The 25,494-nt window shown below is 55.5% G+C and carries 26 protein-coding genes; 10 read left to right on the top strand and 16 right to left on the bottom strand.

Translation table 11 applies throughout. The annotated features are described in order from the left end of the window. Window positions 1-105: 105 nt before the first annotated feature. Genes serA through AB1598_06865 form a run of 3 tightly spaced genes read left to right on the top strand, consistent with a single transcriptional unit; the run spans window position 106 to window position 4,238 of the window. The gene (gene serA, locus AB1598_06855) at window positions 106-1,692 is read left to right on the top strand and encodes a phosphoglycerate dehydrogenase (protein MEW6144724.1); all 1,587 of its coding nucleotides are present in this window, start codon (window positions 106-108) and stop codon (window positions 1,690-1,692) included. Continuing rightward, complete coding sequence (gene hisZ, locus AB1598_06860) at window positions 1,693-2,940, top strand: ATP phosphoribosyltransferase regulatory subunit (protein ID MEW6144725.1); 1,248 nt, start codon at window positions 1,693-1,695, stop codon at window positions 2,938-2,940. It begins immediately after the preceding gene. 2 nt (window positions 2,941-2,942) lie between these two features. Continuing rightward, entirely contained in the window at window positions 2,943-4,238 is a 1,296-nt protein-coding gene (locus tag AB1598_06865) for an adenylosuccinate synthase (GenBank protein ID MEW6144726.1), read from the top strand. A 9-nt stretch (window positions 4,239-4,247) separates the two neighbouring features. On the opposite strand, the gene AB1598_06870 is transcribed toward AB1598_06865, so the two are convergent. From AB1598_06870 to AB1598_06895, 6 genes are all read right to left on the bottom strand, one after another. Continuing rightward, window positions 4,248-4,700, bottom strand: coding sequence for a hypothetical protein (locus AB1598_06870; protein MEW6144727.1), 453 nt, complete (start codon window positions 4,698-4,700; stop codon window positions 4,248-4,250). Between the two features lie 52 nt (window positions 4,701-4,752). After that, window positions 4,753-5,724 (bottom strand): PhoH family protein, encoded by a 972-nt coding sequence (locus tag AB1598_06875; GenBank protein MEW6144728.1) that lies wholly within the window; start codon window positions 5,722-5,724, stop codon window positions 4,753-4,755. A 294-nt stretch (window positions 5,725-6,018) separates the two neighbouring features. Beyond that, complete coding sequence (locus tag AB1598_06880) at window positions 6,019-6,834, bottom strand: SDR family oxidoreductase (GenBank protein MEW6144729.1); 816 nt, start codon at window positions 6,832-6,834, stop codon at window positions 6,019-6,021. A gap of 80 nt (window positions 6,835-6,914) precedes the next feature. Beyond that, on the bottom strand, window positions 6,915-7,814 hold the full coding sequence (locus AB1598_06885; GenBank protein ID MEW6144730.1) for a phosphoribosylaminoimidazolesuccinocarboxamide synthase: 900 nt from the start codon (window positions 7,812-7,814) through the stop codon (window positions 6,915-6,917). 109 nt (window positions 7,815-7,923) lie between these two features. Next, on the bottom strand, window positions 7,924-8,223 hold the full coding sequence (locus AB1598_06890; protein MEW6144731.1) for a hypothetical protein: 300 nt from the start codon (window positions 8,221-8,223) through the stop codon (window positions 7,924-7,926). Then, window positions 8,220-8,516 (bottom strand): hypothetical protein, encoded by a 297-nt coding sequence (locus AB1598_06895; GenBank protein MEW6144732.1) that lies wholly within the window; start codon window positions 8,514-8,516, stop codon window positions 8,220-8,222. The genes AB1598_06890 and AB1598_06895 overlap by 4 nt, the downstream gene beginning before the upstream one ends. Window positions 8,517-8,688: 172 nt before the next feature. Here AB1598_06895 and htpX point away from each other — a divergent pair, with 172 nt between their 5' ends. Beyond that, the gene (htpX, locus tag AB1598_06900) at window positions 8,689-9,558 is read left to right on the top strand and encodes a zinc metalloprotease HtpX (protein ID MEW6144733.1); all 870 of its coding nucleotides are present in this window, start codon (window positions 8,689-8,691) and stop codon (window positions 9,556-9,558) included. Window positions 9,559-9,617: 59 nt separating this feature from the next. Here htpX and AB1598_06905 read toward each other — a convergent pair whose 3' ends face one another. The 3 genes from AB1598_06905 to AB1598_06915 are packed head-to-tail and all read right to left on the bottom strand — an operon-like array spanning window position 9,618 to window position 12,601. Beyond that, window positions 9,618-11,672: an ABC-F family ATP-binding cassette domain-containing protein gene (locus tag AB1598_06905; protein ID MEW6144734.1), complete on the bottom strand. Its 2,055-nt coding sequence runs from the start codon at window positions 11,670-11,672 to the stop codon at window positions 9,618-9,620. A gap of 34 nt (window positions 11,673-11,706) precedes the next feature. After that, window positions 11,707-12,060: a hypothetical protein gene (locus AB1598_06910; protein MEW6144735.1), complete on the bottom strand. Its 354-nt coding sequence runs from the start codon at window positions 12,058-12,060 to the stop codon at window positions 11,707-11,709. Window positions 12,061-12,097: 37 nt separating this feature from the next. Beyond that, on the bottom strand, window positions 12,098-12,601 hold the full coding sequence (locus tag AB1598_06915) for a hypothetical protein (protein ID MEW6144736.1): 504 nt from the start codon (window positions 12,599-12,601) through the stop codon (window positions 12,098-12,100). 150 nt (window positions 12,602-12,751) lie between these two features. Between AB1598_06915 and AB1598_06920 the strand changes: the two genes are divergently transcribed. Then, on the top strand, window positions 12,752-13,462 hold the full coding sequence (locus AB1598_06920) for a gamma-glutamyl-gamma-aminobutyrate hydrolase family protein (GenBank protein ID MEW6144737.1): 711 nt from the start codon (window positions 12,752-12,754) through the stop codon (window positions 13,460-13,462). A 6-nt stretch (window positions 13,463-13,468) separates the two neighbouring features. Here AB1598_06920 and AB1598_06925 read toward each other — a convergent pair whose 3' ends face one another. The 6 genes from AB1598_06925 to AB1598_06950 all read right to left on the bottom strand — a co-directional run bounded on the left by AB1598_06925 (window position 13,469) and on the right by AB1598_06950 (window position 19,383). Then, the gene (locus AB1598_06925) at window positions 13,469-13,930 is read right to left on the bottom strand and encodes a hypothetical protein (GenBank protein ID MEW6144738.1); all 462 of its coding nucleotides are present in this window, start codon (window positions 13,928-13,930) and stop codon (window positions 13,469-13,471) included. A gap of 18 nt (window positions 13,931-13,948) precedes the next feature. Continuing rightward, window positions 13,949-14,242 carry a DUF883 domain-containing protein gene (locus tag AB1598_06930; protein MEW6144739.1) on the bottom strand — a complete coding sequence of 98 codons (294 nt, stop codon included), beginning with the start codon at window positions 14,240-14,242 and terminating at the stop codon, window positions 13,949-13,951. A gap of 134 nt (window positions 14,243-14,376) precedes the next feature. Further along, window positions 14,377-15,189 carry a vitamin K epoxide reductase family protein gene (locus tag AB1598_06935; protein ID MEW6144740.1) on the bottom strand — a complete coding sequence of 271 codons (813 nt, stop codon included), beginning with the start codon at window positions 15,187-15,189 and terminating at the stop codon, window positions 14,377-14,379. A gap of 126 nt (window positions 15,190-15,315) precedes the next feature. Next, a complete protein-coding gene (locus AB1598_06940; protein MEW6144741.1) occupies window positions 15,316-17,475 on the bottom strand; it encodes a 3-hydroxyacyl-CoA dehydrogenase NAD-binding domain-containing protein in 2,160 nt (719 codons plus the stop codon). 5 nt (window positions 17,476-17,480) lie between these two features. Continuing rightward, complete coding sequence (locus tag AB1598_06945; GenBank protein MEW6144742.1) at window positions 17,481-18,779, bottom strand: acetyl-CoA C-acyltransferase; 1,299 nt, start codon at window positions 18,777-18,779, stop codon at window positions 17,481-17,483. Between the two features lie 145 nt (window positions 18,780-18,924). Continuing rightward, window positions 18,925-19,383: a TerB family tellurite resistance protein gene (locus tag AB1598_06950; GenBank protein ID MEW6144743.1), complete on the bottom strand. Its 459-nt coding sequence runs from the start codon at window positions 19,381-19,383 to the stop codon at window positions 18,925-18,927. Window positions 19,384-19,564: 181 nt separating this feature from the next. Between AB1598_06950 and nuoE the strand changes: the two genes are divergently transcribed. From nuoE to dnaB, 4 genes are all read left to right on the top strand, one after another. After that, window positions 19,565-20,038 (top strand): NADH-quinone oxidoreductase subunit NuoE, encoded by a 474-nt coding sequence (gene nuoE, locus AB1598_06955; protein MEW6144744.1) that lies wholly within the window; start codon window positions 19,565-19,567, stop codon window positions 20,036-20,038. Between the two features lie 55 nt (window positions 20,039-20,093). Beyond that, window positions 20,094-21,428 carry a glycerate kinase gene (locus AB1598_06960; GenBank protein ID MEW6144745.1) on the top strand — a complete coding sequence of 445 codons (1,335 nt, stop codon included), beginning with the start codon at window positions 20,094-20,096 and terminating at the stop codon, window positions 21,426-21,428. A gap of 23 nt (window positions 21,429-21,451) precedes the next feature. Next, the gene (locus tag AB1598_06965) at window positions 21,452-22,171 is read left to right on the top strand and encodes a metallophosphoesterase family protein (protein MEW6144746.1); all 720 of its coding nucleotides are present in this window, start codon (window positions 21,452-21,454) and stop codon (window positions 22,169-22,171) included. Between the two features lie 96 nt (window positions 22,172-22,267). Then, entirely contained in the window at window positions 22,268-23,620 is a 1,353-nt protein-coding gene (gene dnaB, locus AB1598_06970) for a replicative DNA helicase (protein MEW6144747.1), read from the top strand. Between the two features lie 64 nt (window positions 23,621-23,684). Here the strand turns inward: dnaB and AB1598_06975 are convergent, their stop codons facing one another. Beyond that, window positions 23,685-24,323: a hypothetical protein gene (locus AB1598_06975; GenBank protein ID MEW6144748.1), complete on the bottom strand. Its 639-nt coding sequence runs from the start codon at window positions 24,321-24,323 to the stop codon at window positions 23,685-23,687. A 171-nt stretch (window positions 24,324-24,494) separates the two neighbouring features. Here AB1598_06975 and AB1598_06980 point away from each other — a divergent pair, with 171 nt between their 5' ends. Next, window positions 24,495-25,478, top strand: a complete 984-nt coding sequence (locus AB1598_06980; GenBank protein MEW6144749.1) for an SDR family oxidoreductase — start codon at window positions 24,495-24,497, stop codon at window positions 25,476-25,478. Window positions 25,479-25,494 lie beyond the last annotated feature (16 nt).

Genomic DNA, 25,494 nt, shown 5'->3' on the forward strand with positions numbered 1-25,494 from the left:
AGAGCACGGCCGCCCGCGGGCAGCCTCTGAAATTGACAACAAATCATGGCTCGCATATATTGTTATCCCTGTAAAATAATCCCCTAACATCTCTCGGAGGAAGAATTGAAAGTACTGATTACAGACGGTATGACCAAGGAAGGTCTCAGCATTCTGGAATCCGCCGAAGGTCTTGACCTGGACGTAAGAAAGAGCACACCCAAGGAGGAATTGGCTGGAATCATAGGCGGTTACGACGCTATTGTCATAAGGAGCGCGACCAAGCTCACAGCCGATTTAATCGAGGCCGGGAAGAACCTGCGCGTAATAGGCAGGGCGGGGATAGGGGTCGACAACGTCGACGTCGAAGCCGCGACGAAGAAAGGCATCGTCGTGATGAACACACCCGAAGCGAACGCGATTACGACTGCCGAGCACACGATCACCCTGATGCTCTCCCTCGCGAGGCAGATACCGCAGGCGCACGCCTCGATCAAGACGGGCAAATGGGAAAGGAGCAAGTTCAAAGGAATAGAAATCTACGGCAAGACGCTCGGATGCATCGGCCTCGGGAATATAGGCAAGCTCGTCGCCGAGAGGGCGCTCGGGCTCAAGATGAACGTCATCGCCTACGACCCGTTCCTGTCCAAGGAAGCGGCCGAGAGAATAGGCGTAGAGCTCGTCGCGCTCGACGAGCTGCTGAAGAGATCCGACATAATAACGATACACACTCCGCTCACGCCGGAGACGAAAGACCTCATTAATAAAGACACCATCGAGAAGACCAAGAAAGGGGTCGTGTTCATAAACTGCGCGCGAGGCGGAGTGATAAACGAAAAGGACATCGCCGAGGCCATAAAATCGGGGAGGGTCGCCGGCGCCGCTTTCGACGTATACGCAAACGAGCCCCCCGAGGAGGGCAACCCGCTCCTCACGCTCGAAGAAAACGTGGTATTTACCCCTCACCTGGGGGCGTCGACGGAAGAGGCGCAGACCAAAGTGGGAGTCGCGATCGCCGAGCAGATAGTTGACTTCCTTAAAAACGGGGTAGTGAAGAACGCGGTGAACATGCCGTCCGTAAGCCTCGAGCTGCTTAAAACGATGAGGCCTTATCTAAACCTCGCGGAGAAGCTGGGTAGCCTCCAGGGACAGCTCTGCAAGGGCGGGGTCGAGGAAATACACATAGAATACGACGGTGAGGTCTCGGAGCTCGACACCTCGCCCATAACCGTAGCCGCTCTCAAGGGGTTCCTCACGCCCATGATGGATGTGGTCGTGAGCCACGTGAACGCCCCGGTCATAGCCGAGGAGCGCGGCATAAAGGTAATCGAATCCAAGTCCGCGCAGACCAAAGACTACAGGAGCCTGATATCCATTAAAGTGAAGACGGAAGGGGGCGAGAGCCACGTGTCGGGCACTATATTCGGGAAAGAAGAGCCTAGATTCGTCAGGATAAACGGTGTTACAATAGATGTTGTGCCCAAGGGTTACCTCCTAGTCAGCGAGAACTACGACAGGCCGGGGTTCATAGGGGCTATGTGTACGCTCCTCGGGGAAAACGGGGTCAACATCGGCCTCCTGCACCTGGGGAGGGAGGCGATCGGCGGGAGGGCGATAGTCTTTACGAACGTGGACTCCCCGGTGCCGGCCAACGTTATCGAAAAAATATCCAAGCTTCCGGACATCATTTCCGTGACGCAGGTCAATCTTTAGATGATAAACCGCCTCAGTCTTCCACAGGGCGTTAAAGACTACACGCCCGAGAAAGCAGAAGAGCTCAGAAGGATAGAAGACGGTCTGTTAGAAGAGTTCGGCAGGTGGGGCTATAGGAAAGTCATAACCCCGCTTTTCGAATACCTGGAGCCGTTATCGGTAGGACTAGGCGACGAGCTCAAAAGCAAGGTCATGAAATTCGTCGATCCTTCTTCGGGGGACGTCGTGGCCCTGAGACCCGACATAACGCCACAGGTGGGCAGGATAGTAGCGACCCAGATGAAGGACAGGACCGCGCCGCTCAGGCTCTGCTACAACGGCAGGGTCGTGAGGTTCGAGGAAAAGGGCAGCGGCAAGGAGAGGGAGATCTTCCAGGTGGGATGCGAGCTCGTAGGACTCTCCTCTCCCGAAGCCGACGCCGAGATAATAGCCCTAGGGGTCAAGTCGCTCGGGAAATCGGGGATCAAGAACCTTGTGCTCGACATCGGCCACACGGGGATCCTCAGATACCTCCTTGCGAAGACAGGCGAGCTCAGAGAAAGCATCGAAGAGGCGCTTAAAAAAAAAGACCAGGAAGCCTTGTCCCGGGCAATCGCTAAATCACGCGCTCCCAGGAACGTAAAGGACACGATTCTGAAGCTACCCGAGCTTTTCGGCGGAAGACACATACTGGCCGAAGCGAAAAAAATCAAATCCATAAGAAAATACGTGAACGAGCTCGAAAGCGTGCTCGGCGTCATCGACGACTACCAGTCCGAGTGCGACGTCAACATAGACCTCGCGGAGATAAGGGGCTTCAATTATTACACGGGCGTGACGTTCGAGATCGTCTCGCGCGACATCACTGCCCCCCTCGTAAGGGGAGGACGGTACGACGAGCTCATGGGGAAATACGGATTGGACTCGCCCGCGACCGGGTTCGCCGTGGACGTGGAGACGCTCCTCAGCACAAACAGAAAAGACAGGGAAGGGAACCAGATCCATTTCGTCGTAATCCCCAAGAAACCGGCGCTCAGGCGCGAAGCCATACGTCTTGCGGAATGGCTCAGGTCGAGCGGCTTCAAGGTCGTCCTCGACCTCAACCTCGACGCGAAGCAGAGGGAGCTCAGGATAAAGGAGAACCGCGCTTCCAACTTCTACGGAGTCATACTCCTCGAGACCCCGAGGAAGCTGAAGCTTATCGAGTCGAGGAGGGGCGCCTGCAAGGAATTCTCCAACCTCGAGGAGCTCCTAAAAGGGGGTATCTGAGCATGCCTAACATAGTAGTCATCGGCGCTCAATGGGGGGACGAGGGCAAGGGAAGGATCGTCGACCTAATCTCGGAAAACGTCGATATAATAGCCCGCTATCAGGGCGGGAACAACGCCGGGCACACCATCGTTATCGGGAAAGAAAAGGTGGTGCTGCATCACCTGCCCTCCGGCATCCTCCGGGAGGGGAAGATCTCGGTCATAGGGAACGGGGTCGTGATCGACCCCAAGGTGCTTCTCGAGGAGCTCAGTGGACTGAGATCCGCCGGTTACAGAGCCGATGCCGGAAACCTGAAAATAAGCGACAGGGCGCACGTGATAATGCCCTATCACAGGGAGATAGACATCGCGCGCGAATCGTCTTCGCACGGCAACGGAAAAATTGGGACGACGGGAAGGGGCATAGGCCCGGTATACGAAGACAAAGCCGCGAGGCGGGGAATCAAGTTCTCGGATCTCATCGATCCGGAGTCGCTCAGGGAAAGGCTGTCAAACGTACTCGAAGAGAGGAACATGTATCTCGAGCACGTGCTCGGCAGAAAGCCCCTTAAATTCGACGACATATACGATGAATACGTGGAGTACGGAGCTGAGCTGAAGGATTTCTCGTGCGACGTCTCGGGCCTCCTTAATAAAGCCATAACCGAGGGGAAGTGCGTGCTGTTCGAGGGCGCTCAGGGGGCGCTCCTGGACATAGACCTAGGCACTTATCCGTTCGTCACGTCCTCGAGCGCGAGCTCGGGCGGCGCATGCACGGGCACGGGAGTGAGCCCGGTACGCATAGACGTAGTGCTCGGCATCGCGAAAGCCTACACCACGAGGGTAGGCGAAGGGCCTTTCCCTTCGGAGATTCCCGGGGAGCTGGGGGAGAAGCTGAGGGAGGCGGGGGGCGAGTACGGAGCGACCACCGGGAGGTCGAGAAGATGCGGATGGTTCGACTGCGTCGCGCTCAAATACGCAGCCATGACGAACGGAATCTCACGCCTTGCTGTAACGAAGCTCGACGTATTGTCGGGATTCGACAAGATCAAAGTCTGCGTCGGTTACAGGTACAGGGGCGAGAACCTCGCGGACTTCCCCTCAAACATCAATATACTAAAAGACTGCCAGCCGGTATACGAGGAGATTGAGGGCTGGAAGGAAGACATTTCGTCCGCAAGGGAGTTCGGCGAGCTGCCGCCCCAGGCAAGAAATTATGTCAGAAAGATAGAAGAGCTGACCGGAGTTACGATTTACGCCGTATCGCTCGGAGCGTCGAGAGAGAAGATCCTGTTTCTTTCGGAATTATTTGATTGATACCCGGAATTAATCGAATTCGTATTCCCTGACCCAGTATGTCAGGTTGGGACTCCAGCTTTCCAAACGCACCGCATCGATCTTGTTGTAGAAGTAATCGCCTTCCGTCTGGAACTCTTTCTTGAAGAGACCGACGACCCTGATGTAGTCGCCGTCGGCGACAGGCGCTTCGCCGTTGACATACACGTCGATCCCTATCCCCTGCCTGTCGGCGAGAGTGAACACGGTAAAGACCTGCTCCACTCCGTTCACCATCACCCCCGTAGACTCGACCCTCGGGCGCCATATCTTTCCTATGACTATAACTCCCGACATGTCATAGGCGTCGGGGCTGGCCAGTATTGTCGAGATGCTTACGTTTTGCGAGGGGAGCGCAGTGTCGGGATCCCTCCACTCACGGGAACAAGCCGTGAATATGGAGAGGATTATTAAAAGTGTCAGCACGCATGAGAATTGTCGCATCGGGAACGCCTCCGTTGAGGATGCCGGTCAGTAGAGAATTATAACACAATCCTTACGAATTTTTCTCGTACGCTTCTATAATTTTCCTGACGAGCGGGTGCCTCACAACGTCGTTCTTAGAGAAATACACGAAGGAGATGCCTTCGATCCTTTTCATCAGCATCTCGGCCTCCAGCAGGCCCGATCTCTCGCTCGCCGCCAGGTCCACCTGCGTGGTATCCCCGGTAATCACGGCCTTCGAATTATAGCCGAGCCGCGTAAGGAACATCTTCATCTGCATCGACGTGGTGTTCTGGGCCTCGTCCAATATTATGAATGCATCGTTCAGCGTCCTTCCCCTCATGAATGCGAGCGGGGCTATCTCTATGGCTCCCTTCTCGAGTAGACGCGAGGCCTTTTCATAGTCCATCATGTCGTATAGCGCGTCGAGGAGCGGCCTGAGATAAGGGTCGACCTTCTGCGAGAGATCGCCCGGAAGGAACCCGAGCTTCTCCCCGGCCTCCACGGCGGGCCTCGTGAGCACTATCCGGTTTACCTCCTTATTGACGAAGGCCGAGACCGCCATGGCCATCGCGAGGTACGTCTTTCCAGTCCCCGCGGGGCCGATCCCGAACACTATGTCGTGCCTCCTGATCGATTCTATATATATCTTCTGCGCGATGCTCTTGGGAGCGATTATCCGTTTCCTCGTCGATACGCAGACCGTGTCGAGGAACACATCCGCGAGCCTTATCTTCCCCTCGTCCACTATCCTTGCCGCAAGCTCGATATCCGCCGGGTCGAGCGTATAGCCCTTCTCGAGGAGACCGTACATCTCCCTCAAGAACCTGTTGGCGGACTCGACTCCTTCCTCCTCGCCCTCGAGGTTGAGCTTCCCGCCCCTCGAATGGATCTTTATCCCGTAATGGCCCTCGATTTCCTTAAGGTTGTCGTTATTCTCCCCGTAAAGCTCCTTGACCAGGTTGTTGTCGCCGAATTCGAGCTCTTTCGCGCTCCCGTTTTCGATTCTAATAGTTTCCTGCATAGTTATTCAGTCTTTCCTCCTCCCGGATTCATACCGGGATTTATATATAAAATATATGCATTGCCTGGGGATTTTACAGACCGGGAAAACGGGCATAAAGGTTCCGCCGTCCGGAACGAAGCGTGAGATTGACGGACCAACGTAGGGAGGTTGAGGGTTTCCTTTATTTTATTTCCCAACTATGAAGTAATGTGGTGCCGGGGATTTCCTTCATTTTTAACAGTGATTAGTATAACAGAACGCCCGCCAAATCCAACCCCGCGCCGCAGCCCCTTCAGCCGTGAAAGCGCACGCTCACTTGTCTATGAGAGAGGGGTCCGGGTGCTTGAACCGGTAACCGAGCAGCATCTTCAGCTTCTCGCTCTTTATTATCTTAAATCCCCTTCCCCCTCCGTCTGCGAAATCAGGCGGTTTAAGCCCCAGCTTGCGGGCCTGGGCTGTGTAATATTCCTTTCTTAGCGGGTGCTTATCCGCGCAGGCGTTGAGCGTCTCCCCCCAAAGATTCCGCTCGATGATCCTGTGGATTATCGCCACGCAATCGTCCCTGTGTATGAGGTTCACGGGGGCGTTCCCCCCCGTAATACCGCTTTTCCCCGCAAGGAACCTGCCGGGCATCCGGTCGTAGCCTATGAGCCCGCCTAACCTGAGTATCGTCGTCTCGAAACGGGCGCATTCGCGTAGGAGCCTCTCGGCCTCGAGAAGGGCTATGCCCGAGGGCTTTTCAGGCGGCTCCCGATCATCCTCCGTGACTTCACGGTTAAGATCCGGATAAACGGATGTCGAGCTTACGAAGAGCACTTTTTTGACGGGGGAGGATTCGATACGGGCGATCAAGGACCTGATCTGGGCCGGGTGATACTCGGCGATGTCGTCCCTCCTCCCGGGCGGGAAGTTGACTACCAGCACGCCGCAATTGAAAAAATCATTGAGTCCCTCGCCCCTGAGGCCGGGATCGAGGACCAGATAAAAAGGCTCGATGCCGCGGGCCCCTATCACTTCGAGCTCGCTACGGGTCCTGGTCGACCCCTTCACGGCATAGCCCTTCCCTATCAGGTATTCACCCAGAGGCAGCCCCAGCCAGCCGCATCCCAGTATGCTTATCGTTTCCATATGAATTCAATGGTAAGCGGTAATTTGCGGACGTTCAATCCCCGGCCGGGGGCTCACCCGTTAACGCATCTCGATATCGTTCATTTCGTAAGACGTTCGAGCGCTTCTTTATATTTCTCGGAGGTTTTGCGGACGATCTCGGGGGGAAGGGCCGGCGCGGGCGGGCGCTTGTCCCAATCGAGCGACTCGAGATAGTCCCTGACGAACTGTTTATCGAAGCTCTTCTGGGGGCCTCCGGGTTTATATTCGTCCCGGGGCCAGAACCGGGACGAGTCGGGCGTGAGCGCCTCGTCTATGAGTATGAGCTCCCCCGTTTTTTCGTCTATACCGAATTCGAATTTCGTGTCGGCGATTATTATCCCTTTCTTCTCCGCTATATCCCTCGCCCTCGAATAAAGCGCTATGCTCACGTCCCTGACCCTTTCAGTAAGCTCTCTACCGAGAAGTTCCGCTGCGCGCTCGAAGCTGATGTTTTCGTCGTGTGTGCCTTCCTCGGCCTTCGTCGAAGGTGTGAATATGGGCGTTTCGAGCTTCGAAGATTCCGGGAGCCCGGGAGGAAGCGGGATTCCGCATATTGAATTTTTCTTCTTGTATTCTTTCCAGCCCGAGCCCGCGACGTACCCCCTTACTATGCATTCGACAGGAAGGGGCTTCGTCTTCCTTACGAGCATGCTCCTCCCCCGGAGCACTTCCCTGTATTTCCGGAACTCTTCGGGATAGTCGTCCACGTCCGTCGATATCAAGTGGTTCTGTACGATGTCTTCGGTTTGTCCGAACCAGTATTTAGATATCGTATTCAGCACCTTCCCCTTTCCCGGTATGCCTTCGGGGAGCACCACGTCGAACGCCGAAATACGGTCTGAAGCGACGAGGAGGAGCTTATCGCCGAGGTCGTAGATGTCCCTCACCTTACCCCTCCTGGGAGGTCCCACACCCTCGAAATCGGTGCGCATCACGATCATGTTTTCTTTTGTTGCCATAAGTCGCACGAGACAGCCAAGAAATCAGCGGAGAGAATTCTATTAAAGAAAAAAAGGTATGTCAAAGGATTATTATATACGGAGACGCATACGTTCCTCCGTGCAGGCTTCAATACTTTCGATGATCGAGCGGGCCTTCGATCCCTATCCGCAGAAGCTCCTTTATGCGGTGCTCAACTCCGGGGAACCTGCCTCTTAACTCCCCTTCGATCATGAGAAGGCCGTCGAGCTCAGGTCCTGCAAGCGTCTCGTCGAGGAGCTTGAACGCGCGAGCCCGGACGGTCTCATAACCGAGCGGATTGCCCCTCTTTTCGAGCGCATCCGAGAGACCTTTGAGAAAATCGGTATAATAACCGAGTATAGAGTTTATTTTGTTGCGCCTTTCGAGAGGGTTTTCCTTAACTGTCATTTAGCCCCGCCTGACGTCCTGCCTCTCAACCTCGAGGCGTCTAAGATGTCTTTCAGGAACCACATGAGGAGGAACGGGAGATAATAAAAAAGAGTAACGTAGAATGACGTAGCGGGATTGTGGTAGAGGGCCCAGATGCCCGTGAAATCGAGAAGCGCGACTGAGCCCAAAACAATATACGCCCTCTTGTAAGGGTCTGTAACCCATCGCCTGAGCAAGAGATTGGCGCCTCTCGAAAGTATGGTCACGTTTATAAAAGCTCCCGCGAGCCGCCACAGCATGAGCGTGTCCATATCTATTCAGCCCCTCCTTAAAGTCCGCCGCTCAACTTTTTTACTTGAAAATCTGCGATGAACCATTATTTTCATTATATCACCCGAAGGTAAAGGTGTATAACTTTGCGAACCCGCCGTCAGAGACGGAACGGACTGTAAATTAACTGTTTTTTTATTGGGAGACATAAAAATGAACACACTCAAAAGCCTTATACTTCTCGTAGCCCTCTCCGCGATCCTGATGTGGATAGGCGGAGCCATAGGAGGGAAGCAGGGCCTTATAATCGCTTTCGGCTTCGCGATGGTTATGAATTTCGCGAGCTATTGGTGGAGCGACAAGATCGTCCTTTCCCTTTACGGGGCTAAGGAGGTTAAATACGAAGACGCGCCCGAGCTTTACGGGGACATACAGGACCTCGCACAGAGGGCGGGGCTCCCAATGCCGAGGGTGTATATCACCCCGCAGGAGCAGCCGAACGCCTTCGCCACAGGGAGGAACCCCGAGCACGCGGCAGTAGCGGTCACGCAGGGCATACTGAGGCTGCTCAGCCGCGAGGAATTGCGCGGAGTGCTCGCCCACGAGCTCGCGCACGTGAAGCACAGGGACATACCGATAGGGTCTATCGCCGCGACGATAGCGACTGCAATTACCTACCTCGCCTACATGGCGCAGTTCGCCGCAATATTCGGAGGAGGAGGCGGAGGCGACAGGGAGAGGGGCGGGAACCCGCTCGGACTCCTCGTAATGGCCATAGTTGCCCCGCTTGCGGCCACGATAATAAGGCTCGCTATCTCGAGGACGAGGGAATACGGAGCCGATCAGGGCGGAGCCGAGATCAGCGGAAACCCTCTCTCGCTTGCGAACGCTCTCAGGAAACTGGGGGCGGCTTCAGGGAGAATCCCTCTCAGGGTGAGCGAGCAGGTAGCCGACAGCACCTCTCACATGCTTATTGCCAACCCTCTCTCCGGACACGGGCTGTCCTCTCTGTTCAGCACGCACCCGCCTATGGAAGAGAGGATAAGAAGGCTCGAAGAGATGGCAGCCGGTATCTCCAGGTAAACACAAGGGTCATGTCGAACAGTTAGTAACGCTTCAGAATATGCTGCCGCCCGAGGGTCTCAATCGGAGACGTGTCTCTCCAGATGGGATGAGACTGCCTCCCACCTTTCGTATAATTTCCTGAGCTCGCCGTGAAGCCGGCTGAATTCGTCAGAGGCTTCGGCCGAGCGCCTGCCGTCCCTGAAATTGTCGGGGTTGGCGAGGAAAGCCTCCACTTCCGATATATTTTCCTCGATACCGTGGATCCTCTGCTCGAGCTCCGTGAGAGCCGTGCGTAACTGCTTCGAGGAGAGCTCGTCCCAGTTTTCCATGTTCTCGATACCCCGCTCCCGGAGCTCCCTGTAAAGACGGTTCCGCTTTTCGGCCTGGAGCCTTCTTGACTCTTCGGGTTCGGACGGCTTATTCCGAGACTCGTCAGGTCCGGTCTTTCTTCCGTTGCTTCCCGCGGCGCCCGTTTCCGCCCCGCTTACGGTGTCGACGGTCTCCCTGAGACTCTGATGGTATCTGAACTCGGAATAAGTGCCGGGATACGTGACGATCCTGCCGCCCGATGCGTACCATATCTTGTTCGTCACACGGTCGAGGAAATGCCTGTCGTGGCTCACGACGAGGAAGGTCCCCTTATACTGCCTGAGCGCCTCGATGAGCACGTTTCTCGACTGTATGTCCAGATGGTTCGTCGGCTCGTCGAGGACGAGGAAGTTCTTTGGAGACACGAGTGTCTTGGCGAGGGCGACGCGGCTCTTTTCCCCGCCCGAGAGCACCGAAACTTTCTTGTACACGTCCCCTTCCGAGAACAGGAACGCGCCGAGGAGGGACCTGATATCGGTCTCGTTACGAGCCTCAGCAACGGACTCTATCTCTTCGATTATCGTCCTCGTGGGATCGAGAGATTCGGCAAGGTGCTGGGCGAAGAAGGTGACGTGTACGTTGTGTCCTTCCTTCCTCTCGCCGCGGAAGGGCTCGGTCCCGATCACAATCCTCGCGAGCGTGCTCTTGCCCGCTCCGTTTTTTCCGATGAGCGCGATCTTGTCCCCTCTCGAGACTATGAGCGGCCCCGCGTCCTCGAATACATGAACTACGCTACCGCCCCCGCTTTCGTACGACTTGGAAAACTCGGACAGCTCCAGCACCGCCTTTCCCGAGCGCTCGGGCTCGGGGAACTTGAAATGTATGGCGGGATCGTCAGCTGGAGGCGGGGGTATCCTATCGAGTTTCTCGAGCGTTTTTATGCGGCTCTGCACCTGTTTCGCCTTGGTATTCTTGTACCTGAACCTCTCGATGAACCGCTCAGTGTCTTTTATTTTCCTCTGCTGGTTCTCGTACGCCGCCTTGTGGATATCGAGACGGGACTTCCTCTCGCGAAGGTAGTACGAGTAGTTCCCCGCATACTCAGTAATGCGTCCCGTGCCGAGCTCGGCTATCGTATCGACCATGCGATCGAGGAAATACTGGTCGTGTGAAACGAGTATCACGGTCCCCTTGAACTCCCGGAGATATTCCTCAAGCCAGTCTATGCTCTCTATGTCGAGGTGGTTGGTGGGCTCGTCAAGAAGGAGTATGTCGGGCTTCACGAGCAGCAGCTTGGCGAGGGCAACCCTCATCCTCCATCCGCCCGAGAACGCGGAGAGGGGCTTATAGAGCTCTCCGGTCTCGAACCCGAGGCCCTGGAGCAGCTTCTCGGTCTGATAACGGAGAGTATGGAACCCCCTCGCATTGAGCTCGATCTGGACGGCGTCGAGCCTGCGGAGGAGCCTTTCCCTCTCAGCCGGGGTTTCGCCGCTAACCCGCCCGAGCGCTTCCCTGACCGATTCCATCTCCCGCTCGAGCTCCTGTACCTCGCGGAAGGCGGTCATGGCCTCTTCGACGACGGAACCGGCCGGCACGGAATCGCCCACCTCCTGCGGGAGGTAGCCCACAGTAACGGCCGGGGGAACGATCACGGCCCCCGAGTCCGGCTGCGCGCGACCCGCGATTATATTTAAAAGCGTGGTTTTCCCGACGCCGTTCGGTCCGAATAGACCTATCCGCCTGCCGTCTTTTATGTGCCAGTCAAGATTCTTAAAAATCTCCCTCGACCCGTAAGAGAGGGAAATATCATCGAGCTGAATCATGGTGTGTTAGCTCAGGAGGAATATCCGGAACCTTTTATTCTTCTTTCGTAAAATCGAGCCTTGTCCTGATATAGTCGAAATCGGTCTCGGGGACCAATGTGAGCGTTTTCTTATCCGCGCTGAATTCGTATGAGAAAGCGACCTCGCTCCCGCCGTCTAATTTCAGAACCAGGGTTTTATCATCATAACTGTACTCTCCGCGGAGATTGACAGAGATCGTGCTCCCGACGATTAATTCGAACGACCGGCCGCTCCCGAACTCGAGCTCGAGCATCCCCGCCCTCCATTTGCCTGCAAAGGGATTGAATAATCCCTTTATCGCTTCACAGCCCGAGACCGTGAGCGAGACTGCAAGCAATAACGCCGCCGATGTCAAAAACCTGCGCATAACCATATAATTTCCTTCCTCCGCCGGAGTCACAAGTTTACCCGACCGGCAGGAGCCCGAACACGTATACTGTCATATAAGATATACCAAGGGATATCAGCACCGCAAATGTGAATACGTATTGATTAAGCAGGGACAGGTATATTCCATTCCTCGAAAGGTAGAGCGCCCCCGAGAGGCTCACCGCCCCGAGAGACATGCCCGCGTAGAAGAGTATGAGGAGGTGGAAAACAGCCATCTGGACGGGATAGAGACCGACTATGGCGCTCGCCGGGAAGAGAGCAGACAATATAAGCGCGGAGACTAGGATGCATACTGTCCTCCTGACCCTCGAGGCCATGCCCGCCCTCATTTTCCTCGATTCGCCGCGCAGCGAAACCGCATAGACCGCAATGCTGAGAATCACGTGAGCCCCAAGAAAAACCGGAAGGAGGCGGAGCATGAAAAACGGGTGCTCGTATCTGAACGCGATCCCGAAAAAAACGTAAAACAGGGACGCGGCGAGAGTGGAGATCAATATGAAATATAAGCCTTTCAGCATCAGAGCGACCGATCCGGATATTGAGATAAGAATAATGCAGAATAGAATTTCCCATAGGCAAATTTTCGGGAGCCCCGCGGGCGGCCTTGCTTTTTCAGCAGGGGCAAATATCTTTAGCTCGAAGGACGATCCGTCATATCCGGGGAAGGAATGGACATTAAAAGGCCGTTAATAGGGATAACGACAGACATCAAAGACGGCAGCTGCGTTATCGAGGACGCGTACGCCCGCGCGGTGGCTAGGTCCGGCGGGATCCCTCTGCTCATACCATCGATACCGGAAAACACGGAGCTCCTGAAGGAAACGGTATCCCGCATTGACGGGCTCCTTCTTCCCGGCTCGAGGGACATGGACCCACGATTCTATAACGAAGAGCCCCATCCGAAGCTGAGACCGATGAGCATAGAAAGGACGGAGACCGAGCTCGTCGTGCTGGGGGAATCGTGCGAGAGAAATATCCCCGTACTCGGCATATGCGGCGGCATGCAGCTACTTAACGTCTTTTTCGGCGGGTCTCTCTATCAGGACATCTCCGCATTCCTCCCCGACGCGCTTCAGCACGAGAAGGGAGCCGTTCACGAAATCCTTGTAGAAGACGGCTCACTGCTCGAGAACGTGTTCGGGTTGAGGAGCTTCCCGGTAAAGAGTTATCACCACCAGGCGGTGAAAAAGATGGGGACGGGGTTAAGGGCCTCCGCGGTTGCGCCTGACGGGATAGTGGAAGGCATAGAGTCCCAGGAGTGCCCCTACATCCTGGGCATACAATGGCACCCGGAGCGCGAAGAGTCGGAGCTTTCAGGCCTTATATTCAAATCGTTTATAGAAGAGTGCGTCAAGAAAAAAGAGAAGATCAGAGGATGACGGCCGTTATTTCGGGTCGCTCTCTTTGAGGAGCGTAAGGAATTCCGTCAATGTCTTAGGCGCATCGTCCGACGAGCCGACGATGAATCCCGCAATGGCTGCAGTAAGACCCGATTCGAGGGGATATCGCTGAACGAGCTCCATAGGGTCGCACGATTCTCCCGCGCGCGCCCGCGCGGGTTTCGGTTTCACTCTCCCGCCTCTCTTTAAGTAGCCGGTCGCGAGAAGCGCGATCAGCACGATTACAACAGCGAGAGCGATAGCCCCGGCACCGCTAATGAGCGCGGCCCAATAGGGGCTGAACAGGGTTTCCAGGTAAAGATAAAGAGACCATACAAAAAATCCGAGCCCGATCAAAACAATAACGGACGATACGACGAGCACGAGCAGCACGGCAGCGAGCCTGAATAAAACGGCTCTTACGGCCCTGTAGTCGGGCTTGACCGAGCTCAAAATTATATTAATCAAGTCCTTCAACCGGTGGACCTACCTCTTGTCGAAAAGCTTTCCCAGGACGAGCCCGACGAGGAAAGCGATAAGGAGGCTCATCAAAGGCTTTTCCTGTATCCTGTGCTCGACCGACTCGACCGTGTCACCGCCCTTTTCGCGCGCCGACCGGAGGTTGGACATAAGCTCATCAATAACCCTGTCCTTCGCCGTGTCAGTCTCGCTCTTCCCTCTTTCGAGGAGTGACTTGGCAAGCTGAGACAGATCCGACCTCAGCCTAGTGACGTCTTCCCGGAGCGCTTCCAAATCCTGCCCGAGGTTTTCCTGACCCATTCGAATCACCTTCCCCAAATATATTTACTAATAATAATAACATCTTTCGGCGCAAATCTAAACTAATATTTTCCCGAGGACGGGTCACAAAAAGCGACTAGAGGGAGTTTCGTAATAAGTTAGACAGGTTAAACCTAGAACTTGCCGTCGTATCCGGAGATCGCGGAAAGCTGCTCGAGCGGCATCGCGCCCTCGTAGAACCTGCCGTCTATCTCCCAGGTCGGATAGTTCATAATGCCTTTGGCCAGGCAGAGGGAAGGATTGGCGTTTTCCCCCTTCGGGTTGCATTCGACGTATTTGATATATTTGAACGCGCCGCCGAACATCTGTTTTTGCTGACTGCAGTGGGGACACTTGTAGGAGCCGTACATCACGGCCCCGTGCTCTGCCATGTACATAGCGAGGCCGGTCTGGAAGGAATCGGCAGGCTCCGACAACTCCGCCGGAGGAGAGCCGGACACGCCGAACTTTTCGGCCTGCACGAGCGCGGCGCCGAGTATAACGGTCGCGGCGACGGCTAGGCTCAGCACCACTATATAGGACGCGGACAGCTTGGGGTGGTATACGGATTTAGCGGCAACCAGGGCGATAAAAATACCCGTCATGAGGACAGCCGAGAAAATGCAGTACATGCATATCGCTTTTATAACGAAGAGCTCAAGATAAGTGAGGTACGCGGAAAATATGAATCCGGCGAGCGCGAGTATATAAAGAAGGAGCCACTTCGTCCGTTTTTTTACGGCTATCAGGGATAAAATCAATATGACCGAATAACCCAGAACGCCTATAGCGGCCACCGGAACGCCCAGGATCGTGGAAAAGCCGCTCTGCCTTACGGTATCGCAGTCCGTCCCCGCGGCGCAGAACGCGGCGCGGCTCTCCGAAAAGTGGATATAAGTGAGGTAGAGGGACAGTATGACCCCGAGCGCCGAGAGGGCCAGTATCACAGGTTTCAAATAATTCCCTTTGCTTTTCCTATCCGAACTCATAAGAGTTAAATTATAACTACCGGGCGATCGATTTCACACCGGGAAATCCTTCCATGCCGGAAGACTGAAAAGATAACCTGCGTATCAGTTTTCGTAAAATTTATTTCCGCCCACTGCCGTGTTTTTCAATATGACCGGAGGAGTGTAACGGGTGCCGTACCTCACGCTCAGGTTATGGAGCTTCTTAAGTATCTCCCCGGCGCCGGCGGAGTCCACGTACCTGAACGGGCCTCCCCTGTATGTCGGGAAACCGAGACCCAGGAGCGCGCCCACGTCCCCGTCCCTGGCGCTCCCGATGACCTCGTCCTGCAGACACAGCATCGCCTCGTTCACCATCGCGAGCACGAGACGGTCCTGAATATATTCCTGTGAAATACCGTCGGAATCCTCTTCTTCGAGCGCGAGCAGCTTGTTGAGAGACCTGTCGAGCCTTTTTTCGTCCCGCCCGTATCTGTAGAAACCCCTGCCGCCCCTGACTCCGGTCCTGCCGTCCTCTATCATCCTGTCGAGCATCGAGAGAGGCTTCATCCTCTCGGCCGATTGTTTGAACGCGATCCGGGAGCCCGTCTGAACGAGGTCGAGGCCTATTTCGTCCATCGCGCTCAGGGGCCCTTCGGGAAATCCGAACTGGATCATCGCGTCCTCAATGTCCTGAGCGCCTATTCCCTCGCCTAAGAGGTGAAGGGCTTCGTTGAAATAAGCGAGCTGGATGCGGGTCGTATAAAACCCGGCCTTGTTTTTTACCACGAGCGGAATCTTCCCCAGGCTCTTCCCGAACTCGATCAGCTCGGCGACCGTTTCCTGTGAAGTATCTTCCGTGACCGCGACCTCCATGAGCTCCGTCTCCTGAACGGGGCCGGGGATGCGCATCCCCACGACCCTTTCGGGCCTCTTCGATGCGCCCGAGATAAGCGCTACAGGAAGGGCGAACGAATTCGAAACGTAGATGCATTCTCCGCTCATGAGCGGCTCGACGTCTTTCAGTATCCCGCGTTTTACATCCGGGTCCTCTCCCGCAGACTCTATAACGATGTCAGCCCTTTTGAAGCCGGTGTAGTCAGGCGCCGCGCTTATGAGGTCGAGGCTTTTCTCCGCACCGAGCTCGTCAGTTTCGTGATTTGCGAGCTTTTCCATGAAGAAATCGAAACACGCTTTCAGGTTTTTCGCCGCGCCGCCCGCATCCCTGCTCTTTATCCTCACCCTGACTCCCTTTTCGGCCGCGAGGCAGGCTATTCCCGCGCCGTGCGTCTCTTCGCCCACGAGCGCGATCTTCTCCGTCTTCTTCCTCGCCGTCTTATGGCCGGCTTTCGAAAACCCGGCGTCGTTCCTGACCTCGTCTATCGCTATGCCCGATCTGATCAGCTGCCGGGAATAGCCCGTCACCGCGAGCTCGCCGAAATAGACAGATTCGACGTGGAGCCCCCTGTTGAAGCTCGCCACTCCGATCTCGAGCGCCTCGATCGCCATTCTCGAAGCCGTGAGGTAGAGCTCGCGGCTCTCCTTTATTTCCTTCTTAGCTTTGTCGAAATACATTTTTCTGGATACGGGATTCTCTTTTATCAGCGCGTTCGCCACTCCGCCGAAGCGAAGACGCCTCGGCTTGAACTCCTTGCCCGACAGATCGAGCGCGCGCTTCCTGGCGATGCTCATGAGATATTCCTCGGGGACGACTTCATCGAGTATCCCGATCTGCCTCGAATGATGGGAATCGTGAGCTTCGCCACTCAATATCATATCGAGCGTTTCTTTGGTACCAATGAGCTTCGCGAGCCTCAGGATGCCGCCTGCGCAAGGGATGAGGCCGAAGTCTATCTGGTCGAGACCGAGCGCCGTTTTCCTGTTATCCGCTCCGACCCTGTATTTGCAGGCGATCGCCAGCTCGAGACCAAGACCGAGACACTCGCCGTTTATAGCCGCGACGAAGGGGGCCCTCGAGTTCTCTATCTTCTCGGCTAATTCCTGCGCCTTGAGACTATACGACCTGCCTTCGTCTGCGAGCGTGAAACCGAGGAATTCACCGGGGTCCGCTCCGCTGATAAAACTCCCGTCCTTGGCGCTTGTGATAACGACGGCCCTTATCTCGTCGCTGCTCTCGAGCATATCGAGCTCACGCTCGACCTTGTTGAGGAACTCTTCGAGGGAAAGGAAGCTCTCGTGACCGAGCCTGTTCACGGTGCTGCCGGGCGTATTTATCGTTAATACTGCTATTCCTGCATCATCTATGGTGTAGGATACGCTGCTCATATCTATTATTCCTTCTCGAGCACGATCGTGACCCCGAGACCGCCTGCAGAGGCCAGGCTCACGAGCCCGAAATTCCCCTTCCTTTTCGACATCCTGTATGCGAGCGTCATTATTATCCTCGCTCCCGTGGCTCCGAGCGTGTGTCCGATCGCGATCGAGCCGCCTGAAACGTTCAGCTTCTCCATATCTACCTCCCCGACGGGCTGGCTTCTCCCCAGTTTTTCCTTGGCGAAGCTCTTGGAGCCGAGCGCTCTCACGTAAGAAATCACCTGCGAGGAGAACGCTTCGTGTATCTCGACCAGGTCGATTTCGTCAAGCCCTATGCCGGCGCGCTCCAGTGCGGCAGGGGTCGAGTACGCGGGGGCCATCAGCGATTCGTCAGAAGGGTCGAGCGCCGCGTACGCGTATGACCTTACAAACGCTATGGGCTTATAACCGAGCGCCTTTGCCTTGTCCTCGGACATGAGGAGGATCACCGAGGCTCCGTCCGCGAGCGGCGCTGAGTTTCCCTCAGTCACGGTCCCGAACTCTTTGTCGAAAATCGGAGGAAGGGCCGAAAGCGCTTCCACGCTCATGTCGTATCTGACCGAGTTATCCCCTGAAACGATTTCCGTAAAATCGGGCGGCACGAAAGTATGGATTACCTCATCCTCGAATATTCCCTCCGCCTGGGCCCTCGAGGCGAGCGTATGGCTCCTTGCCGCAAAAGAGTCCTGCTCGACCCTGCTTATCTGATATGTCCGGGCGAGCTTCTCGGCCGATTCTCCGAGGGTATGTCCCGTGGAGCGCTCGGGCAGGAGCGGCAGCGAAAAAGAAGACTCGCCGCTTCCCATTTTGAGCAGCGGCATCGCCTTCTCGATCAGATTGATCCCTTTCGCCGAATCGTAGAGCCTCGACCGCGGACCCCTTCCCGCAAGATAAGGCGAGTCGTGTATCGAATCGGCCCCGCCGGTCAGCACGACCTCGGAGTCTCCGGACATTATGCTGTCGACCGCGCTCGTGAAAGCCTGGCTCGCGGACGCGCATGCGCTCGTGACGGTGAAAGCCGGCACTGTAGGCGGGACGCCCGAGCCTAACGCGATTTCCCTGGCGAGGTTGGGGGTCCTTACGGAAGGTATAACGCTGCCGATGAAAACCTTGTCTATTTCCCCTGGGGATATCTCGGTCCTGTTTATCAGCTCGACGGCCACCGCCTTTCCCAGATCGAGGGACGTGAGGTTCCTGAAGAGCGTCCCAGATTTCACGAACGGCGTCCTTAAACAGTGGACAATCGCCACACGTCTTCCGTTGTCAGCTCGATTCACAGCAGGCTCCGAAAAAATGATTCATCATCTATTTTATCCGTGTCTTGAAGGTTAAGGAAGCGGATTAAGCCGAACGGACTAAAATGAGAGGCCCGGCCGGAGCAGATTCAGAAGAATGCAGTGCTCGCACTTCCCGCACGCGTGCTTACGCGCCCCGGATCTCGTTCCTGACTTTCAGCTTGAGCTCGATGAATTTTGAATGGTCTATATTGAGCATGCGGTAGAGCTTCTGCGCTACGTAGTTTTCAAACTCGCCCAGAGTCCCGTCCGAATAGATGACCTCCCAGACCTCTTCCATCAAATCGTATTTTTCATCGTTAGTGAGGTTTTGGTTAATGAGATTGGTAAAATGCCAGATGTCGGCCTCGCTCTCCCTCGCCCTCCTGGATTCTTCGACGAGCTCGCTGACGGCTTCGTCGGTCATGCCGAACCTGGATTTCAATATTTCGACGACCTTCTTCTGCTCGGTGTCCGAGAAGGCCTCGTCGGCAGTCGCAGCCTCGAGCAGCAGGACGCAGGTCGCTGTCCTGAGCTTCGCCTCTTTATCCCCTTCCACCCGGCCGTCGCCCTGTCCTTCAAAGAATTTTTTAAATACGCTGAGCATCGATTTGCCTCCCGGTCACCCGCGGTGGTATATCCGCATTCGGATCAAGGACTTTAATTTAACCAAAACGCGCCGAATTTCCACACGCGGATCGAGTGCGACACCGCCCGATGCAGATTTATCTTGCGAAGGGGCCTAAACCATGTAAGATTATCGGAGCTAATTCGGAGCAGCAAAAGACATGCCTTTTCCGGAAACTCTCAGAGAAAGAATCAATGCGATAGTATCAGGGTCAGAAACCAGGCAATCCGCCCTCATACCGGTGCTGAGGGAGATACAGAACGAATTCGGTTACCTTTCGAACGAATCGATGGAAGAGGCGGCAGGGATATTGGGCCTTCCGCCTTCTAGCGTGCAGAACGTAGCCACGTTCTACACCATGTTCTTCAGAAAGCCTGTGGGGGAGCACGTGATATGGCTCTGCCGCACGCTGTCCTGCGCGCTGAGGGGGGCGGAGCATGTCGAGCACCACATGTGCGAGAGGCTCGGCGTGAGGACAGGCGAGACGACGCCCGACGGCAAGATCACCCTTATGGAAGCCGAGTGCCTGGCATCGTGCGGATCGGCGCCAGTGATGCTGGTCGACGACAAACTCGAAGAGAACCTGACGAAAGAAAAGGTCGACAGGCTGATCGAAGAGCTGAGGAAAGGCTGAATCCGGACGGGACAGCCCGTCACGGAAAAATCCCTCAGCCCGATACTGAAGCAGAATGGATTTCAAGAAATCGCGCGATAACGCCCTCAAGATATACTGGGAGGCTGTGGAAGCCGCAAACCCTTATAAATGCGTGCTCGACCACATGAGCCGCAAATCGGACGTCCTTACTGTGGACAGCAGGCACTATAACCTGAACGATTTCGGGTCGATTTACGTAGTCGCCTTCGGCAAGGCCGCGACATCCATGGCCGAAGCCGTCGAGGAAGTGCTCGAGGACAGGCTCACGGGGGGGATAGTAGTATCGAATTCCCAGCCGCAGAACCCGTACAAGAAACTCGGGTTTTATATTTCGAGCCATCCCGTGCCGGACGACAGGAGCCTCACAGCCGCAAAGGAGGTCGTATCGGTCCTCGAGAAAGCCGGGGAGAACGACCTCGTCATTTTCCTCATATCGGGAGGCGGGAGCGCGCTCTTGGCGATGCCTTCGCCCGGCATCTCGCTCGACGACAAGCGGAAAGCGACCGAAACGCTCCTGAGGTCGGGCGTCGATAAATACGGGCTCAACGCCGTGAGGAAGCATATCTCTCAGATAAAGGGAGGGGGGCTCCTCAAGAAGGCCCTCCCGGCAAAGGTAATAACGCTCATTCTTTCGAACGTGGTGAGCGACAAGCTCGACGCCATAGCCTCGGGCCACACCGTGCCCGACCCGACAACTTATGAAGACGCCTGGCGCGTGATAGAGGCCCTCGGCATAGAGCACAAGCTCCCTCCAAACGTGGTAGTGCACCTCGAGGAGGGAAGGAGCGGCAATTCGCCCGAAACCCTCAAAGAGGGCGAATACGACCCTAAGGACGTACAGACCATTATTGTGGGAAACAACTTCAAATCGCTTAAAGCGGCCGAGAAGAGAGCAGAGGAGCTCGGGTACAACACGTTCCTCCTCTCGTCCCAGATAAGCGGCGAGGCGAGGGAGGTCGCCAAGGTAGCGGCGGCGGTCGCGTTCGACATAGAGAAATTCGGCAACCCCGTCAAGAAACCTGCCTGCGTAATATTCGGTGGCGAGACCACGGTTACAGTCCATGGTGGCCCCGGTACGGGAAAAGGGGGGAGGAGCACGGAGACCGCGCTGTCTTTCTGCATGGAGATAATAGGCCACGACATAGTGGGGCTCTTCTGCGACACGGACGGCATAGACGGCCCGATAGACGCGGCGGGGGCGATATGCGACGGACAGAGCAGGCTCCAGGCACGGACAATAAACGTGAGCGCGAGAGAGCACCTGGCGCAGAACGACTCGTACGGCTTCTTCGACAAGCTGGGCGACCTCATAATAACCGGCCCCACGGGCACGAACGTGATGGACATAGGGATCGTGCTCGTCGAATAACCCCTACCGGCGCGGGTGAGGGATTGAGATACGCAATCATCTCCGACATACATGCAAACCTGGAAGCGCTCCAGGCCGTCCTCAGGGAAATCGACTGGTGCAGCGCGGACAGGATCATCTGTCTGGGAGACATCGTAGGGTACGGGGCGAGTCCTAACGAGTGCGTCGAAACAATAATGAGCCTGAATATAACTTCACTTATCGGCAACCACGATAAGGCCGCGTGCGGTCTTGCGGAGCCAGTAGGGTTCAACCCGGCCGCGAGGCAGGCGGCGCTCTGGACCAGAATGGAGCTCACCGGAGAAAACAAGGATTATCTGAAGAGCCTGCCTGACGAGGACGAGGTTGACGGATTCATGATCGTACACGGCGCGCCGTCCGACCCGGACAAGTACATATTATCTACGTACGACGCCGCCCCCGAATTTCCGCTCATGGGCAAAATGAGCCTCTGCTTCTTTGGCCACACTCACGTGAGCTGCGTATTCACCTTTGCTGACGGTGTAGTCCGCTTTTCGAGGGACGATAGGCTGCAATTGAGAAGCGGTTGGAGTTATCTCGTCAATCCCGGGAGCGTGGGACAGCCGCGCGACAGGGACCCGCGTGCGTCGTTCCTGATATACGACGAACGCGGGGGCGCAGAGTTCAGGAGGGTCGGATATCCGGTAGAAATCGCGCAGAAAAAGATAATAGACAGCGGGCTCGACCCTTTCCTCGCCGAAAGGCTCTCTTACGGATACTGAAGACGTTCCGTAACCCGCCCCCGTGCTTTCTTTTTAACCCCCACTTTAAACCCCCGTGTTGAAAACATCCGAACAAGTGATTTAATATAGATAACTATGGAGATGCTCACACGTCAGCTTCCCCAGAATCTGGAAGCGGAGCAGGCCGTTTTAGGCGCGATACTCATAGAGAGCTCGGCGATAAACCAGGTGATGGAGATACTCACCGCCGACGATTTCTATAAAGAGGCGCACAGGAAGATATACAACGCGATGATCGACCTCGACCGGGACAACAAGCCTATAGACCTGCTTACGCTCTTCGATTATCTCAAGGGGAACGGGAACCTGCTCGAGGAGGTGGGCGAGAGCAGCTACCTCACATACCTGACGGAGATCGTGCCCGCGACCGAGAACGTGAGCTACTACGCGAAGCTGGTAAAGGAAAAGTCGATAATCAGGAACCTCGTAATGGCCGCGAGCGACATAGCGCACCAGGGGAACGAAGGTGTGGCGGACATCGACGAATTCATAGACAGGGCCGAGCACAAGATACTCGACATCGCGCAGAACAAGATCAAGCCGAGCTTTTACGACTCGAGGGAGCTTGCGGCGAAGGCGCTCGATATAATTGAGATGCTCCATGCGAGGAAAGAGCTCGTCACGGGCATACCCACGGGGTTCGAGAAGCTCGACTACATGACCTCCGGGCTTCAGCAGGCGGACCTCATCATCGTTGCGGCGAGGCCGGGGCTCGGGAAGACGTCCCTCTGCCTCGACATTGCCGCGCACGCGGCGTTAGAGTGCGGTACGTCGGTCGGCATATTCTCGCTCGAAATGACGAAGGAGCAGCTCATGCTGAGGATGCTCTCCATGAAAGCCATTGTCAGCTATTCGAACATCAGGAGCGGGTATATCAAGGACGAAGACTTGGAGAGGCTCGTAAAGGCAGCGGGGGAGTTCAGCAGGGCGAAGCTGTATATAGACGATACGCCCGCCATAAGCGTCCTCGAGATACGCGCCAAGGCGAGGAGGCAGAAGAGGGAAAAGGGTCTCGACCTTATCATCGTCGATTACCTCCAGCTCATGCGCGGCACGAGGAGGACCGAGACGAGGGAGAGGGAGATAGCCGAAATCTCGGGATCCCTTAAAGCGCTCGCGAAAGAGCTTAGCGTGCCCGTGATCGCCGTATCGCAGCTGAGCAGGCAGACTGAGTCGCGCTCAGACAGGCGCCCGCAGCTGGCAGATCTCAGGGAGAGCGGCGCGATAGAGCAGGACGCGGACCTGGTGATGTTCATACACAGGGCCGACGCCTACAGGAAAACGCCCGAGGAGAAGGACGGCCTTGCCGAGCTCATAATCGGCAAGCAGAGAAACGGCCCTACAGGGACGGTGAAGCTCACCTTCCTCGACAGCTCGAGGGGCGTTCCGACCTTTCAAAACCTGTCTGATTACGACGACTTCGAGTGATAGTTAAACCGGAGTACTTTTAAGTGCGCGGAAACCCCGGCGGAACCGGGCGGTATGGTTATATTCAAACCAGCATGGGTACGACGACGGCCTTAGGCTTCACTTCACTGCGGAAGAGCTCTTCGTCTTCCTGCCAGGCCCTGAACCTGCCGAGTATATCCTTAAGCCTTTCCCTGACGGACGTCCAGTAGAAATCCCAGCTGTAATCCTTCTTCCTGCCCTTAAAGAACATATTGAAGAATATCTCCCTCTCGACGGGGAATCCCTTTTCAGCGACCCATCCCGTACGGACGCTCCCGTAACCGGCGCCGAACGCCATGGCGAAAGTACCCGTGAGACCGAGCCTCTCGGAAGCTTTCGTCGCGAGCTCTATGAATACGTAGAGCGCCTCTGAAGTCGAATAGCCGCGCTCACCGTACGCTTCTTCCATAGCTAGGAGGTTGTTTATGAAATACATCGGATAAAACGTGGGGGCGTATACAGAGACTGATTTCGTAGGGCTCAGGAAGGGCTGCCTTATAATTACGTCCTCCTCGATCACCCCTATCATGAAGTCCTTTTTATCGAAGCCGCCTATATCGCCGCACTCAGATAAGGACGTCCTCACCTTCTCCCATTCCCGCTCGGCTATGGCCAAAGCCCTCTCGATCCTCTTCTCGCCTTCTTCGTATTCCCTGTCTTTAAGGAGCTCTTCCAGATCCATATTCCCCTCCTGCAATACGTGGAGTCTCCAAAAATATACCCCGATTAAAACTGTTCTCAATTTTTCTTTTGCTGGATTGGCCGGAAAGACTCAGTTGACTGTGCAAATTACATTGTTTTTAGACGTCGGGTGTAGTAATATGAGTTTCTCTAAGTAATGGGAGGCTCTCAAATGTCTACATTGGTTACAGGGGGGAACGGTCTTGTAGGCTCTCAGATCGTGCGAAAACTGGTAGAGAGAGGGGACAAGGTAAAGGTACTATTGAGAAAGACCAGTAATACGATAAACATCGACAACTTAAATGTCGAAAGGGTTTACGGAGACGTGACGGATATAGACTCCGTGAGGAAAGCACTCGAGGGCTGCGACACCCTCTACCACGCGGCGGGCATCGTTTCGTTCAAGCAGGCCGATTATAATAAGATGGAGGAAATCAACGTAAAAGGGACGCAGAACGTATTCAAGGCCGCGATGGAGGCGGGCGTAAAGAAAGCCGTCTATACGAGCAGCGTCGCGGCTATAGGATTGAAACCCGGCATGGAGCCCGCAACCGAGGAGACTCCTTTTGACCCGGCAGGCACCGACATACAGTATGTGAAATCGAAATACTACGCAGAGCAGGAGGCCCTTAAATTTTTCGGAAAAGGCCTTCCGCTCGTAATCGTGAACCCTTCCATAGTCATAGGAGCGGGAGACGTCTACGTCTCGACCTCAGGGTTTATCCTCTGGTACTGCAAGAGAAAGCTTCCGGGATATACCGACGGGGGCATAAACGTGGTCGACGCCGAAGACGTAGCTATCGGACATCTGCTCGCGGCCGAGAAGGGCAGATTGGGGGAGCGCTACATACTGAGTAACCGCAATATCACTATAAAAGAGCTCTTCGAGGTCCTGGAGAGAGTGACGGGAATCCCGCGGCCGAAAATGAAAATACCCTACCCTCTCGCTTACATGGGCGCCTTCATCGTCGAGCGCATACTCGGCATCTCCGCCCCAAACTACGTCGCCATGGACATAGACTCCGTAAAGGGATCGAAGCACTTCTGGTATTTCGATAATTCGAAGGCGGTGCGGGAGCTCGGGTTCTCGCCGAGGCCGCTAGAAGAAACCATTCAAAGCACGGTGAATTGGTTCAGGGGGCACGGCTATCTCTGAATTTGCTCTCTCGCCC

The sequence above is a fragment of the Thermodesulfobacteriota bacterium genome (assembly GCA_040754335.1).
GTDB lineage: Bacteria > Desulfobacterota_D > UBA1144 > Nemesobacterales > UBA2774 > 2-12-FULL-53-21.

What these genes read in the sequence shown, in the direction of transcription:
- hisZ (MEW6144725.1), top strand. Translation starts at nt 1,693, where the DNA reads ATGATAAACCGCCTCAGTCTTCCACAGGGCGTTAAAGACTACACGCCC.
- AB1598_06865 (MEW6144726.1), top strand. Translation starts at nt 2,943, where the DNA reads ATGCCTAACATAGTAGTCATCGGCGCTCAATGGGGGGACGAGGGCAAG.
- AB1598_06870 (MEW6144727.1), bottom strand. Translation starts at nt 4,700, where the DNA reads ATGCGACAATTCTCATGCGTGCTGACACTTTTAATAATCCTCTCCATA.
- AB1598_06875 (MEW6144728.1), bottom strand. Translation starts at nt 5,724, where the DNA reads ATGCAGGAAACTATTAGAATCGAAAACGGGAGCGCGAAAGAGCTCGAA.
- AB1598_06880 (MEW6144729.1), bottom strand. Translation starts at nt 6,834, where the DNA reads ATGGAAACGATAAGCATACTGGGATGCGGCTGGCTGGGGCTGCCTCTG.
- AB1598_06885 (MEW6144730.1), bottom strand. Translation starts at nt 7,814, where the DNA reads ATGGCAACAAAAGAAAACATGATCGTGATGCGCACCGATTTCGAGGGT.
- AB1598_06890 (MEW6144731.1), bottom strand. Translation starts at nt 8,223, where the DNA reads ATGACAGTTAAGGAAAACCCTCTCGAAAGGCGCAACAAAATAAACTCT.
- AB1598_06895 (MEW6144732.1), bottom strand. Translation starts at nt 8,516, where the DNA reads ATGGACACGCTCATGCTGTGGCGGCTCGCGGGAGCTTTTATAAACGTG.
- htpX (MEW6144733.1), top strand. Translation starts at nt 8,689, where the DNA reads ATGAACACACTCAAAAGCCTTATACTTCTCGTAGCCCTCTCCGCGATC.
- AB1598_06905 (MEW6144734.1), bottom strand. Translation starts at nt 11,672, where the DNA reads ATGATTCAGCTCGATGATATTTCCCTCTCTTACGGGTCGAGGGAGATT.
- AB1598_06910 (MEW6144735.1), bottom strand. Translation starts at nt 12,060, where the DNA reads ATGCGCAGGTTTTTGACATCGGCGGCGTTATTGCTTGCAGTCTCGCTC.
- AB1598_06915 (MEW6144736.1), bottom strand. Translation starts at nt 12,601, where the DNA reads ATGCTGAAAGGCTTATATTTCATATTGATCTCCACTCTCGCCGCGTCC.
- AB1598_06920 (MEW6144737.1), top strand. Translation starts at nt 12,752, where the DNA reads ATGGACATTAAAAGGCCGTTAATAGGGATAACGACAGACATCAAAGAC.
- AB1598_06930 (MEW6144739.1), bottom strand. Translation starts at nt 14,242, where the DNA reads ATGGGTCAGGAAAACCTCGGGCAGGATTTGGAAGCGCTCCGGGAAGAC.
- AB1598_06940 (MEW6144741.1), bottom strand. Translation starts at nt 17,475, where the DNA reads ATGAGCAGCGTATCCTACACCATAGATGATGCAGGAATAGCAGTATTA.
- AB1598_06950 (MEW6144743.1), bottom strand. Translation starts at nt 19,383, where the DNA reads ATGCTCAGCGTATTTAAAAAATTCTTTGAAGGACAGGGCGACGGCCGG.
- nuoE (MEW6144744.1), top strand. Translation starts at nt 19,565, where the DNA reads ATGCCTTTTCCGGAAACTCTCAGAGAAAGAATCAATGCGATAGTATCA.
- AB1598_06960 (MEW6144745.1), top strand. Translation starts at nt 20,094, where the DNA reads ATGGATTTCAAGAAATCGCGCGATAACGCCCTCAAGATATACTGGGAG.
- dnaB (MEW6144747.1), top strand. Translation starts at nt 22,268, where the DNA reads ATGGAGATGCTCACACGTCAGCTTCCCCAGAATCTGGAAGCGGAGCAG.
- AB1598_06975 (MEW6144748.1), bottom strand. Translation starts at nt 24,323, where the DNA reads ATGGATCTGGAAGAGCTCCTTAAAGACAGGGAATACGAAGAAGGCGAG.
- AB1598_06980 (MEW6144749.1), top strand. Translation starts at nt 24,495, where the DNA reads ATGTCTACATTGGTTACAGGGGGGAACGGTCTTGTAGGCTCTCAGATC.